Here is a 12,898-nt window from a genome sequence, read left to right as displayed (position 1 = left end):
CTTATCACTGAGCGAATCCATGATGATTGCAAATAAACTACCAGATTAAATACAGCGGCAACTACCTTCATTTTAGTCAGCTTTTAGCTGCATAATAGGTGTTCCAGTCATTTCTTTAGGTTGTGTCATACCCATTAGATGTAACATTGTCGGGGCGACATCACTTAAGGTGCCATCCGTTCTCACTGTGGCATCACGACCCACATAAATAAAAGGCACTGGCTCGCTTGTGTGCGCAGTATGTGCTTGCCCTGTATTCGGATCTTGCATTTGCTCAGCATTACCATGATCGGCTGTAATTAAACACTCACCACCGACTTCTTTTAGCGCCTCTACGACACGTCCTATGCAAGTATCGACGGCTTCACAAGCCTTAACTGCAGCTGCAAAGTTGCCAGTATGACCAACCATATCACCATTCGGATAATTACAAATTATGGCATCATATTCACGAGCAAGAATTGCCTCAACTAACTTATCAGTTAATAAAGTAGAATTCATTTCTGGTTGTAAATCATAGGTTGCCACATCTGGAGATGGGATTAAAATACGTTGCTCTCCACCATATTCATCTTCTTTTCCGCCAGAGAAAAAGAAAGTCACATGAGCAAATTTTTCAGTTTCAGAAATACGCAACTGGGTTTTACCATTATTTTGTAACCACTCACCCAAAACATTATGTAATGGCTCTGGTGGATAGGCACAAGGGATAGCTAAATTACTTTCGTATTCAGTCAGCATCACGAAATCAGACAATGCAATCGCCGCGCCACGTTCAAATCCGGTGAATATTTCATCAACAAATGTATGCGCCATCTGACGAGCTCGGTCGGCACGGAAATTCATGAAAATCACAGTATCACCGGCATTCATAGTCACTGCATCGCCAATGACTGTCGCACCTACAAACTCATCATTTTCATCCCGTGCATAGGCAGCTTCTAGGCCAGCAACAGCATTATCAGCTGTATGCAACCCTTGTCCTTTTGTCATTAAAGTATAAGCGCTTTCGACACGATCCCAGCGATTATCGCGATCCATTGCATAATAACGGCCAATGATAGTCGCAGTCTTACCAACCCCCGCAGCAGCAAATACTGCATCTGCTTTTTCAAGGCTCGCTTGAGCTGAGCGCGGTGGAGTGTCGCGTCCGTCTAAAAAGGCGTGCAAGTAAATATCACGAGCACCACGAGAGGCCGCCAGTTGAATCGCGGCAAAAATATGATCTTCGTGAGAATGGACACCACCGGGTGATAATAATCCGAGTAAATGTACTGCTTTTCCAGCAGACACTGCTTTATCAATAGCATTCACTAACACTGGATTGTGTTGGAATTCATCATCGGCAATGGCTTTGGTGATTTTGGTAAAATCTTGGTACACCACTCGACCCGCACCTAAATTGACATGCCCAACTTCAGAATTACCCATCTGTCCATCAGGTAAACCCACATCAAGGCCTGAACCAGAGATGAGCGTGTTAGGGTACTGTTCCCGTAATGCATCTAAGTTCGGTGTATTTGCCGCTAAAATTGCATTATTTTCGCTCGCTTCTCGATAGCCCCAACCATCTAGAATCAACAATGCTAATGGGGTTTTGTGCTGTGACATGTGTACCTCAAAATATGAATTAATTTACCTCTATAAATTAGCATTTTACGGCGCATCTATAAAGCCACTGAACGTACTTTGGTCGATATTTTTTTAACTATTTATAAGAGTACTAGTCAAATGGTGTAATTTCGCTATAATTTGCGTTCTTAAATTTTAGTAGTGGATCTGTCATGGAACAAATCATCGAGTTCGCACAAGATAACTTTTTCTTATCTGGAATCTGGTTAGCCTTAATCATCTTAATCTTATATACCTATATTGCAGGTGCGCTTTCCCCAGTCAAAGAGCTAAATACTCATGAGGCGACCTTAAAAATCAATAAAGAAGATGCGGTGCTTCTAGATATCCGTAAGCAAGAAGAGTTTAAAAAAGGTCACATAGTTGGGGCGCGTCAAATCAAATCAAGCGAATTAGAAAGCAATGATTTTAGTAAACTTGAAAAACATAAATCACAACCCATTATTGTTGTATGTGCAATGGGAATGAGTGCCAAGAAGACCGCTTCTGCGTTGTTAAAAGCCGGATTTACAGAAGCCTCTGTTTTACAGGGTGGAATGAGCGCTTGGACTTCGGCTAACTTACCCACAACTAAATAAGGCATATTTATATGGCAACTGTAGAGCTTTATACAAAAGCTTTTTGCCCTTTTTGTAAACATGCAATAGCATTGTTAAAGAAAAAAGGGGTCGAGTTTTCAAATATTGATATTCAAGTCCATCCTGAACTTAGAGACACGATGATCGCACGCGCAAATGGTGCCTCTACCGTGCCACAAATATTTATTAATGACCAACATATCGGTGGTTGTGACGATTTGTTTGCCCTCGAATCAGCTGGCAAATTAGATGCGCTACTCGCTTGACATATTAAGTGAGATCGCAAATTTTTAACTTACTTTCAACATTTTATTAGGAATTTACAGCATGGCTGATGAACAACAGGTAAATGGCGCAGCACCTCAACAAGCGCAATTCAACATTCAACGTATTTACACCAAAGATATCTCTTTTGAAACACCTAACTCACCGGCTATTTTTACTAAAGAGTGGAAACCAGAAGTTAAACTAGACTTAGATACTAAAACCACGGCTATTGAAGAAAATTTATACGAAGTGGTGCTATCTGTTACTGTAACAGCGACCATTGAAAATGAAGTGGCGTTCTTGTGTGAAGTGCAACAAGCAGGTTTATTCCAAATTGGTGCAGTACCAGAAGCTAACCGTGCACAGTTATTGGGTGCTTTTTGCCCAAATACATTATTTCCATATGCGCGTGAAGCTATCTCAAACTTAGTTAATCGTGGAACTTTCCCTGCATTAAATCTTGCACCAGTGAACTTTGATGCCGTGTTCCAGGCGTATTTACAAAAACGTGCCGCCGATGAACAAGGTAATGCACCACAAGCTGATGCATAAGGATAACTAAATGTCTAACGTCATTAGCGTGATTGGAGCCGGATCTTACGGTACCGCATTAGCAATGTGCTTAGCACGCAATGGCGTAGATACATGGTTATGGGGTCGTAGTGGGACGCATGTTTCACTGATGACTCAAACTCAGGAAAATAGTGCTTATTTACCCGGTTATCGATTTCCTCAAGGGTTAACTCCCCAATCCGATATTCAAGCAACACTTGCCCACAGCCAGGATATATTAGTCGTTGTCCCTTCTCATGCATTTGCTGAAACACTTACACTCATAGCACCGCACCTCACAGCGGCTCATCGTATTGTTTGGGCAACGAAAGGCTTAGAACCGAAAACCGGGCGTCTATTACATGAAGTGGCTGCAGATATAGTGGGACCTGCTCGTCCATTTGCTATTTTATCCGGTCCGACGTTTGCTAAAGAAATGGCGGCGGGTTTACCAACAGCGATATCCCTTGCAACTAAAGATGCCGCTTTTGGCGAAAGCATTGCACATAAGCTACACTGTGAAAAATCTTTTCGTGTGTATTTAAATACCGACGTTATTGGTGTGCAACTTGGTGGTGCAGTTAAAAATGTGATTGCCATTGGCGCAGGTTTAGCTGATGGATTAGGGTTTGGTGCCAATGCTCGAACAGCACTTATTACTCGAGGTTTAGCTGAAATGTCACGATTAGGCCGTGCGTTGAATGCATCTCCTGATACATTTACCGGTATGGCAGGATTAGGTGATTTGGTACTGACGTGTACGGATAATCAATCTCGTAACCGCCGCTTTGGATTAGCGCTTGGTGCAGGGAGTACCGTCGAAGATGCCATTGCAGAAATTGGTCAAGTCGTGGAAGGTTTCAGAAACACCGAGGAGGTGCACGCCCTATCTCATCGAGTGGGTGTTGAAATGCCTATTTGTGAACAAATTTATCAAGTGCTTTATGCAGGAAAAGATGTAAAACTTGCAGCTCAAGCACTCTTAAGCCGTTCTCCTAAACACGAATAATAGTGTTCACTATACCCCACCTTCAAAATCCATTTGGCGCCAAGCTTCATAAATAAACACTGCAACAGAATTGGATAAATTCATACTGCGACTATCTGATAACATCGGGATCCTCACTCGCTGTTCAGGTGGTAAGCTTAGTATAAAGTCATGTGGTAAGCCGCGAGTTTCAGGCCCAAAAATTAAACAATCTCCAGGGGCATAACTGGCCTTTGAATGAAACATTGAGCCTTTTGTGGTACATGCAAAAATCCGCTGAGGCTTTGCCGATGCTAAGTAAGCATCTAAGTTAGCGTGGCGTTGTACATTCGCAAATTCATGATAATCCAGTCCTGCACGTCGTACTTTTTTGTCATCCCATTCAAAGCCCAATGGCTCAATTAAATGCAAGGCAAACCCAGAATTCGCACATAGACGGATTATATTACCGGTATTTGGTGGGATTTCTGGTTCATATAGAACGATATCAAGCATAGCAGTTTCTCGAATAGCTTATTTAATAATGAATTATAAGATGATAGGAAGAGATGTCACGTAATACTGCCTAGATTATTCATCATCATGTTCAAAAAAACCAAGAATGGCATCTAGTGCTTGCTGACGCATTACATCTTGTTCGAATAATACCTCGTGCTTCGCCCCTTCAATAGATAACCATTGTGCATTAGGCATCTGTTGCAATAAAGCAAACTGCAATTGATTATCTACTACGGCGTCTTTTTGCGCATTGAGACATAGGACAGGTATTGCGATTTCGTTAGCACGCTCATTTAGAATTTCTAATGCTTGATTGGCCGCCTTAACCCATTGATATGTCACTCCACCTAATTGTGTTTGCGGGTATTGTTGTTGTGATTGACGAAACCGTTCATAGCGCACTTGGGATTGCATTAATTTATTTTGCGCAAATAACTCAGGTGCATAATCACCTTGACCGACAAAATACAACGGTTTAGCCAGTAAGCGACTAACGAACATACCTATAAACATCATCGCATGGGCCAGCCAAAGCGGCACAGGTACTAATAACCCAAACATAGGTGCACTGAATACCACGCGTTTGAATAATTGAGGACGTTTTAGTAATGCCAAAGCACCAATAGCACTACCCATCGAATGGCATAATAATTGAGGCGTAGCACAATGCGGTAAAACATGTGTATCTACAAACTGCAATAAGTCAGTCACATATTGGTCAAAATCTTCAACATGCCCATGCATCAAATTATCTGAACTATGTTGCGATAAGCCTTGCCCGCGATGATCCATGATATAAATATCAAAGCCCGCATGAGCCAAATCATAGATGACTTCTTTATATTTCACATAACTTTCAACACGTCCAGCACTGATGACAATTGACTGGGTATTGTCTGGTAAGCGAACAATGGCATATGCACATTGAATACCATCCTGAGTGGTTAATCTGCCGGTTTGAGCATGCTGTGCAAACCATTCATCGATAACTTGACCATGTCCTTGTGCTAAGGCAGTTTCAGTTGTCCAACAAGGTGCATGCTTATTCAATTGTTCATATGTGTTGGTTTTTTCTGACAAAAAGGACACTCCCGAAATAAAATCTTGTAATACGTTTGTAATCAATCCACATTAAGCTTCATTAATCATAGTCGTCTGGCTCATAATCTCTATGGCGATGTGTTCTATGATTCAAATAACAGGAATTATCAGTGGTTGAATATATTTAAGAGTGTATCTGTCTAACTTTTGTCTGACAATACACAAATTATATCGTGTAGACAGTTATTTAAAGCTGTCATTTAACACACTATCCACATAAGCGACATAAGATAAAATAAAATGAATATTTATACATTTAATTTGCATAAATATTATATTGTTGTACTATAATACTATACGTTGATTTACACTCTCCCTACTTAGGCTACTATTGAGTCATTTGCAATGAGTGTGCAAAAGTGAAGTAGCTTCACTTTTTACCTTTACTGAAAGTCAGCATCGTGTCTGTTTTTTGGTAAAGGTAAAAGTGTTTTTTCTTATAAAGTGACAATATCATCGAATAAACAACGACATCATAGTGACAGGATCCCCAACAACATGATCAAAACATGCATTATCGGCGCTAGTGGTTATACCGGTGCTGAACTCGTCGATATTTTAGCAAAGCACCCTGGATTTAGTCTAGAAACCCTATATGTATCAGAGCATTCTGCAGATGCAGGACAACTTGTAAGCCAGTGCCATGCCAATTTAATTGGCGTGTGTGACTTACCCCTTATTCCGATTAATGATGAAATTTTGGCTCAAATAGCCTTGAATTGTGATGCTATCTTTTTAGCCACGCCACATGAAGCCAGTCATGATTGGATGCCCGTATTAGCCGGTAAACGGGCTGTCATTTATGATTTATCTGGGGCATTTAGAATTGCCGATAAAAATGTATTTGCTAAATATTATGGGTTTGAACATCAGTGTGACGAGTGGCGTGAACAAGCTGTTTATGGCCTAGCGGAATGGTACCCTCAACAAATTACCGAGGCATCGGTCATAGCCGTCCCAGGTTGCTATCCTACCGCGAGCCTTACAGGGTTAAAACCACTCGCCTCTGCGTCTTTATTAACAGATACACGGCCTATCATCAATGCAGTATCCGGTGTCAGTGGCGCGGGTCGCAAGGCGTCTATGGTCAATAGTTTTTGTGAGGTATCTTTACAAGCTTATGGCATATTAAGCCATCGTCACCAACCAGAAATTGAAGCTTACCTGGGTCAACCCATCATTTTCACCCCGCACTTAGGTAATTTTAAACGCGGTATACTCGCAACAATTACAGCTCAACTAGCTCCAGGAACGACTCAAGCCCAAGTGGATGCAGCCTTTACCCAATCTTATGCAGATACTCCATGTGTACGGTTGCGCGAGCGTGCTCCTAAAATCGATGATGTCGTGAACACACCATTTTGTGATGTATTTTACCAGTATGATGCTGAATCTCAGTATATTGTAGTCACGACTGCGATTGATAATGTACTTAAAGGTGCTGCGGCTCAGGCGGTTCAATGCGCTAATTTATCACAACAGTATCCCATCAGTGCAGGGTTAATCCCAACCATAAACCATAAAGGTGAGCTATGACATCCTCACCGACACCCCTTGTGATAAAAGTCGGCGGTGCATTTATTGATGCACCTGTTGGCCAAGACATTTTTTTTCAAAATATTGCCAAACTTCAATCTATCCGCCCTGTCGTAATCATTCATGGCGGTGGCGCTGGAGTACAAAAAACATTAGAAGCCCTTGGTTTAGAGAGTCATAAACTCAACGGTTTACGTGTTACCCCAGAAGCGCATATGCCATATGTTGCAGGCGCTTTAGCCGGGACATATAATACCGCTATGCTTAGCTTTGCCATTAAAGAAGGTATTGCTGCAGTGGGTCTTACTTTAGCCGATGGCAACATGACACAATGCACAATTATTGACCGTCAGCTAGGTTGTGTCGGCGATGCACAACCCCATGCAGCGCATCTCCCCAAAACCTTATTACAAATTGGGCAATTACCCATTATCAACTCTATTGGGGCTTTGCCCAATGGCCAACTTGTGAATGTTAACGCCGATCAAGCCGCAACGGCTATTGCCTGTTTACTCCATGCTGATTTGTTATTATTGTCTGATGTACCAGGAGTACTGGACGGAGACAAAAATAAAGTCGATAGCCTCACTCCTGCTCAAGCCGATGCGCTCACCCAAGAAAATGTCTTAATTGATGGGATGCGTGTGAAAGTTGATGCGGCATTTACTGCAGCCAACACCTTGAAGCGTCGTGTTGTCATTGGTGCGTGGTCTGATTCAGAAGCTTTTTTACGTCCACACCTACAAGGTGTTGGCACTCATATTTTACCCGAATAACGCACAGACAGGACGAACTATGCAAAATAACTTACTTACATTCAAAGATACCAGTACTGAGCAAATGCTAGCACTGCTAAATTTAGCCTTGAATGTTAAAAAGTCGCCTTCCGACTATCGTGATGCATTAAGAGGTAAATCCTTAGTTGCATTATTTGAAAAACCGTCACTTCGTACCCGAGTAAGTTTTGATATTGGGATCCAAAAACTCGGTGGTCATCTCGTTTATCTTGATAGCCAATCAAATAACTTGGCAGGTCGTGAAGACACGAAAGACATGGCTCTTAATTTATCCTGCTGGTGTGATGGCATCATTGCACGTGTATTTAAACATGAAACACTAGAAGAGCTGGCTGAACATGCATCTGTACCAGTAGTCAATGCGCTGTGTGATCTGTATCACCCGTGCCAAGCACTGGCAGATTATTTGGCTATGGCTGAGATCTTCCACGACGTCAAGGGACGAACCATGGCGTACATCGGTGATGGTAATAATGTCACTCATTCATTATTGATTGTCGGTGCCTTACTTGGTGTCAATCAAGTCGTTGTCACTCCTATAGGTCATGAAGCTGACCAAGAGATTGTCGCGATGGCGAAAGAACTTGCCTTACAAACCGGTGCATCTATCACACAACTTACCGATATTGATAAATTAGATAACGCCGATGTTATCTACACTGATACATGGTTATCGATGGGTGATGATACTCCGCTAAGTGAGATTAAAGAAAAATTCATGCCCTATCAAGTCAATGAAGCGCTGATGCAGCAGTGTGGAGCAGAATATGTAATGCACTGCCAACCCGCTCATCGTGACTTAGAAATTACTAGTTCATTAATAGACTCATCTGCATCATTGCTAATGATGCAGGCAGAGAATAGAATGCACGCACAAAACGCTATTTTGATTACCTTATTAGGTAATTTGATCAACTAACATCTGTTTATTTATAAGAGTATACCTGTGAAATCAACAACAAAACCTGCTATCAAAAAAGTCGTCCTCGCCTACTCTGGCGGTTTGGATACCTCTGCGATCATTCCTTGGCTAAAAGAAAACTATGACTGTGAAGTTGTCGCCTTTGCTGCGGATGTAGGTCAAGGCGATGAAGAGCTTGAAGGCTTACATGACAAAGCGATCGCGAGTGGCGCGAGTGAATGCTATATCATGGATTTAAAACAAGAATTTGTGAAAGACTTCATCTTCCCTACAGTAAAAACAGGCGCTGTGTACGAAGGAGAATATCTATTAGGTACGTCTATGGCTCGTCCAGTGATAGCCAAAGCCCAAGTAGAAGTGGCTCGTAAAGTTGGTGCAGATGCACTATGCCACGGTTGTACCGGTAAAGGAAACGACCAAGTTCGCTTTGAAGGTGCATTTGCAGCGTTAGCCCCAGACTTAACGGTTATTGCTCCGTGGCGTGAGTGGGATATGGTTTCACGTGAAGATTTATTAGATTACCTTGCTGAACGTAATATTAAAACAACAGCATCTGCCACAAAAATTTATAGCCGAGATGCTAATGCATGGCACATTTCTCATGAAGGTGGTGAGCTAGAGGATCCTTGGTGCGAACCGACTAAAGGTATTTGGACATTAACGACAGATCCAATGGACGCTCCTGATACGCCTGAAGCAGTTAGCTTAACCTTTGCTGAAGGTGAACTTACGCATGTAAATGGTCAGGCTTTTGGCGCCTATGATGCCTTAGTTGAACTGAATCGTTTAGCAGCTCCTCATGGTGTGGGACGAATTGATATCGTCGAAAACCGTTTGGTTGGCATGAAATCACGCGGTTGTTATGAAACCCCAGGTGGAACTGTGTTGGTCAAAGCGTATAAAGCATTAGAAACACTTGTGCTAGACAAATCGGCACTTAAATATCGTGAACAGTTAGGTTTAGAGTTTGCGCATGTTATGTATGACGGCCGTTGGTTTACTGCGTTAAATGATGCGCTGATTGCTGGTGCAGAGTCTTTTGCTAAGCTTGTTACTGGTGAAATTGTTATTAAATTATATAAAGGCACAGCAACGGTCACACAACGTCAATCGCCAAATAGCTTGTATTCTGAAGATTTTGCAACATTTGGTGCAGATGATGTATATGACCAATCTCATGCTGAAGGGTTTATTCGTTTATTTAGCTTATCAAGCCGCATTAAAGCAATGCACGACATGGAAAAATAGGAGTCATTCGCATGGCATTATGGGGTGGTAGATTCGCCGGTGGAAGCAGTAATATGTTCCGTCAAGTCAATGATTCAATCGGATTTGACATGGTGATGGCGACTCAAGACATGACAGGTTCGATTGTCTGGTCACGAGCGTTATGTAAAGCAGGCGTATTAACGTCTGCTGAGCAAACACAATTAGAAGACGCACTAAACGCACTGATCACGCAAGCCGAAGCTGGTGAGCTCGATTATATTGGCAAAGGTGAAGAAGATATTCACAGCTTTGTTGAAGCGACCTTAACCGAACAACTAGGCGATGTCGCCCGTAAACTGCATACTGGACGTTCACGTAATGACCAAGTTGCGACTGATTTTCGTTTATGGGTAAAAGATCATGTTGCGATGCTCCGCAGTGATTTAGTGGCGTTTATCAGTCAGCTAGTCACTTTAGCAGACCACAACACTCAAGTCATTTTACCTGGTTATACTCACTTACAACGTGCCCAACCGGTTCGTTTTGCGCATTGGGCGTTAGCGTATGTGGAAATGCTCAAGCGTGATTTATCGCGCTTGGATGACTTAGCACAGCGTATGAATCAATGTCCCCTAGGCTGTGGTGCACTCGCAGGTACAACTTATCCGGTAGACCGTGAAACTATTGCTAGTGAGTTAGGATTTGACGGCCCGTGTGTGAATAGTTTGGATGCCGTATCCGACCGTGATTTTGTATTAGAATTATTGTTCTGCGCCTCTACCAGCATGATGCATATGTCACGCTTAGCAGAAGATTTAATTTTCTATAATTCAGGTGAAGCCCAGTTCATCAAACTTGGCGACAGTGTGACGTCAGGTTCTTCCTTGATGCCACAAAAGAAAAATCCAGACGCGTTAGAACTCATGCGTGGTAAATGTGGCCGTGTTTTTGGTGCATTACAAGGTTTATTAGTGACCATGAAAGGCTTACCTCTAGCGTATAACAAAGATATGCAAGAAGACAAAGAGGGCGCGATTGATGCAGTGACACAATGGCATATCTGCTTGTCTATTGGGGTAGAAGTCTTAGAGACCTTAACACTTGATAAAGCTCGTTGTGAACAAGCGGCTAAACAAGGCTATGCTAACGCGACTGAACTGGCTGATTACCTAGTGGGGAAAGGGATCCCGTTTAGAACTGCCCATGATATCTCGGGTCAAGCGGTCGTCTTTGCACTTAGTCAAAATAAAGCACTGGAAGAATTGAGCATTGCTGAGCTACAACAATTCTCAGATACCATTGAAGACGATGTGTATCCTATTTTGCAACTAGAATATTTAGTCGATAAGCGCAACATTCTAGGGGGTACGGGTATTGAACCTGTAACGCAAGCTGTCAAATCTGCCCAAGCATTTGTTCAAGCACAAATGCTACAGCAGCCATAAGGGTTATTTAACATGGTGTTGTCACATCAAGATATGATCACGCTGTTTCGTAATTCAGCGCCATATATTAATGCCCATCGTGGCAAGACCTTCGTATTGATGCTTAGCGGTGAAGCGATTGAAAGCCCCACCCTACCTACTATCATTCACGATATTGCTCTACTTAATACTTTAGGCGTGCGCGTGGTTATTGTCCATGGTGCACGACCTCAAATTGATGAACGTATTGCACTAAGAAACATCAAAGGGCGTTTTGCTGATGATATTCGTATCACGGATAAAACCACCTTAGAATGCGTTAAAGATGCAGCCGGTTCAGTGCGTTCGCAAGTTGAAGCATTACTGACGATGGGATTGGCCAACTCACCGATGCATGGCGCCCAAATTCGTGTGGCTTCAGGTAATTTAGTGGTAGCTAAACCTATGGGTGTTCGCGGTGGGATAGATTATGAAAATACCGGTTCAGTTCGTCGAATTGATGCTCAAGGCATCAATGACCATTTAAACGATGGTTCAATCGTGTTACTTTCTCCGATTGGTTACTCTCCAACAGGAGAAGTGTTCAACTTATCTCACGAAGAAGTAGCGACGCAAGCTGCTTACGCCCTAGGTGCTGACAAACTGATTGCTTTCTCCGAATACAAGGGGATTATGGAGCGAGTGAGCACTGACTCAGGTATTGAATTAGTGCTCCATAGAAACATTGAACTTGCCCGCTTTGAGATGCTTCAAGACCAAGGTAATCTAGTTAATGAGCCGAGTGTCATACATGCACTACATGATAGTGTTGACAAAGGTACTCCCCGTGCACATTGTGTTAGTTATGATATCGATGGTGCGCTTATCAAAGAGCTATTTACACGAGATGGTACCGGTTCATTGGTCATGGAAAATCATTATGAACAGCTTCGCCCAGCAGACATCAATGACGTGGTAGGGATTTTAAGTTTAATCAAGCCACTGGAAGAATCTGGTGCATTGGTCAAACGCTCGCGTGAACGTCTTGAGAATGAAATTGATCAATTTACTGTGATTGAGCGTGATGGGATGATCATTGCGTGTGCCGCTTTATATGCTTACCCAGATGAAGGCTTAGGTGAGATTGCTTGTGTGGCTACACATGGTGACTACCGCGGTGCAAATCGTGGAGAAAGGGTGCTGGAGGCCTTACTAAGCCAAGCAGTACAGCAAGGGCTCCACTCTTTATTTGTGTTAACAACATTGACTGCTCATTGGTTCTTAGAACAAGGCTTTGTTGAAGGCAGTATCAGTGATTTGCCGACCCAAAAACAAGAGCTCTATAACTTCACTCGCAAATCTAAAGTGTTTACATTAGCGGTATAGTTTACCGCTAATTAAAGCCTGTCACAGAA

At 42.6% G+C, this 12,898-nt stretch carries 13 protein-coding genes; 10 read left to right on the top strand and 3 right to left on the bottom strand.

Annotated elements, in window-relative coordinates:
* Positions 1 to 72 precede the first annotated feature (72 nt).
* On the bottom strand, positions 73 to 1,611 hold the full coding sequence (gene gpmI, locus G2999_RS05790) for a 2,3-bisphosphoglycerate-independent phosphoglycerate mutase (RefSeq protein WP_010179674.1): 1,539 nt from the start codon (positions 1,609 to 1,611) through the stop codon (positions 73 to 75).
* 173 nt (positions 1,612 to 1,784) lie between these two features.
* On the opposite strand from gpmI, the gene G2999_RS05785 reads away from it, so the two are divergent.
* The 4 genes from G2999_RS05785 to gpsA all read left to right on the top strand — a co-directional run bounded on the left by G2999_RS05785 (position 1,785) and on the right by gpsA (position 4,038).
* Positions 1,785 to 2,210: a rhodanese-like domain-containing protein gene (locus G2999_RS05785; RefSeq protein ID WP_010179672.1), complete on the top strand. Its 426-nt coding sequence runs from the start codon at positions 1,785 to 1,787 to the stop codon at positions 2,208 to 2,210.
* Between the two features lie 11 nt (positions 2,211 to 2,221).
* The gene (grxC, locus tag G2999_RS05780) at positions 2,222 to 2,476 is read left to right on the top strand and encodes a glutaredoxin 3 (RefSeq protein WP_010179671.1); all 255 of its coding nucleotides are present in this window, start codon (positions 2,222 to 2,224) and stop codon (positions 2,474 to 2,476) included.
* A gap of 61 nt (positions 2,477 to 2,537) precedes the next feature.
* Positions 2,538 to 3,029 (top strand): protein-export chaperone SecB, encoded by a 492-nt coding sequence (gene secB / locus G2999_RS05775; RefSeq protein WP_010179669.1) that lies wholly within the window; start codon positions 2,538 to 2,540, stop codon positions 3,027 to 3,029.
* Between the two features lie 10 nt (positions 3,030 to 3,039).
* Complete coding sequence (gpsA, locus tag G2999_RS05770) at positions 3,040 to 4,038, top strand: NAD(P)H-dependent glycerol-3-phosphate dehydrogenase (RefSeq protein WP_010179667.1); 999 nt, start codon at positions 3,040 to 3,042, stop codon at positions 4,036 to 4,038.
* Between the two features lie 9 nt (positions 4,039 to 4,047).
* Here gpsA and trmL read toward each other — a convergent pair whose 3' ends face one another.
* Both trmL and G2999_RS05760 read right to left on the bottom strand, forming a co-directional pair.
* Complete coding sequence (gene trmL, locus G2999_RS05765) at positions 4,048 to 4,512, bottom strand: tRNA (uridine(34)/cytosine(34)/5-carboxymethylaminomethyluridine(34)-2'-O)-methyltransferase TrmL (RefSeq protein WP_010179665.1); 465 nt, start codon at positions 4,510 to 4,512, stop codon at positions 4,048 to 4,050.
* A gap of 75 nt (positions 4,513 to 4,587) precedes the next feature.
* Entirely contained in the window at positions 4,588 to 5,595 is a 1,008-nt protein-coding gene (locus G2999_RS05760; RefSeq protein ID WP_010179664.1) for an alpha/beta fold hydrolase, read from the bottom strand.
* A gap of 519 nt (positions 5,596 to 6,114) precedes the next feature.
* Here G2999_RS05760 and argC point away from each other — a divergent pair.
* The 6 genes from argC to argA are packed head-to-tail and all read left to right on the top strand — an operon-like array spanning position 6,115 to position 12,869.
* The gene (gene argC, locus G2999_RS05755) at positions 6,115 to 7,152 is read left to right on the top strand and encodes an N-acetyl-gamma-glutamyl-phosphate reductase (protein ID WP_010179662.1); all 1,038 of its coding nucleotides are present in this window, start codon (positions 6,115 to 6,117) and stop codon (positions 7,150 to 7,152) included.
* Positions 7,149 to 7,928 carry an acetylglutamate kinase gene (gene argB, locus G2999_RS05750; protein ID WP_010179660.1) on the top strand — a complete coding sequence of 260 codons (780 nt, stop codon included), beginning with the start codon at positions 7,149 to 7,151 and terminating at the stop codon, positions 7,926 to 7,928. The genes argC and argB overlap by 4 nt, the downstream gene beginning before the upstream one ends.
* A gap of 19 nt (positions 7,929 to 7,947) precedes the next feature.
* Entirely contained in the window at positions 7,948 to 8,868 is a 921-nt protein-coding gene (locus G2999_RS05745; RefSeq protein WP_010179658.1) for an ornithine carbamoyltransferase, read from the top strand.
* A 27-nt stretch (positions 8,869 to 8,895) separates the two neighbouring features.
* The gene (locus G2999_RS05740; RefSeq protein WP_010179656.1) at positions 8,896 to 10,119 is read left to right on the top strand and encodes an argininosuccinate synthase; all 1,224 of its coding nucleotides are present in this window, start codon (positions 8,896 to 8,898) and stop codon (positions 10,117 to 10,119) included.
* A gap of 11 nt (positions 10,120 to 10,130) precedes the next feature.
* Positions 10,131 to 11,525: an argininosuccinate lyase gene (gene argH, locus G2999_RS05735; protein ID WP_010179654.1), complete on the top strand. Its 1,395-nt coding sequence runs from the start codon at positions 10,131 to 10,133 to the stop codon at positions 11,523 to 11,525.
* Positions 11,526 to 11,537: 12 nt separating this feature from the next.
* On the top strand, positions 11,538 to 12,869 hold the full coding sequence (gene argA / locus G2999_RS05730) for an amino-acid N-acetyltransferase (protein ID WP_010179652.1): 1,332 nt from the start codon (positions 11,538 to 11,540) through the stop codon (positions 12,867 to 12,869).
* The last annotated feature ends 29 nt before the right edge of the window (positions 12,870 to 12,898 follow it).

It is taken from the genome of Glaciecola sp. HTCC2999 (assembly GCF_000155775.1).
GTDB lineage: Bacteria > Pseudomonadota > Gammaproteobacteria > Enterobacterales > Alteromonadaceae > Opacimonas.
The sequence above is the reverse complement of the archived record's forward strand: the minus strand, read 5'-3'. Positions and strand labels throughout refer to the sequence as shown.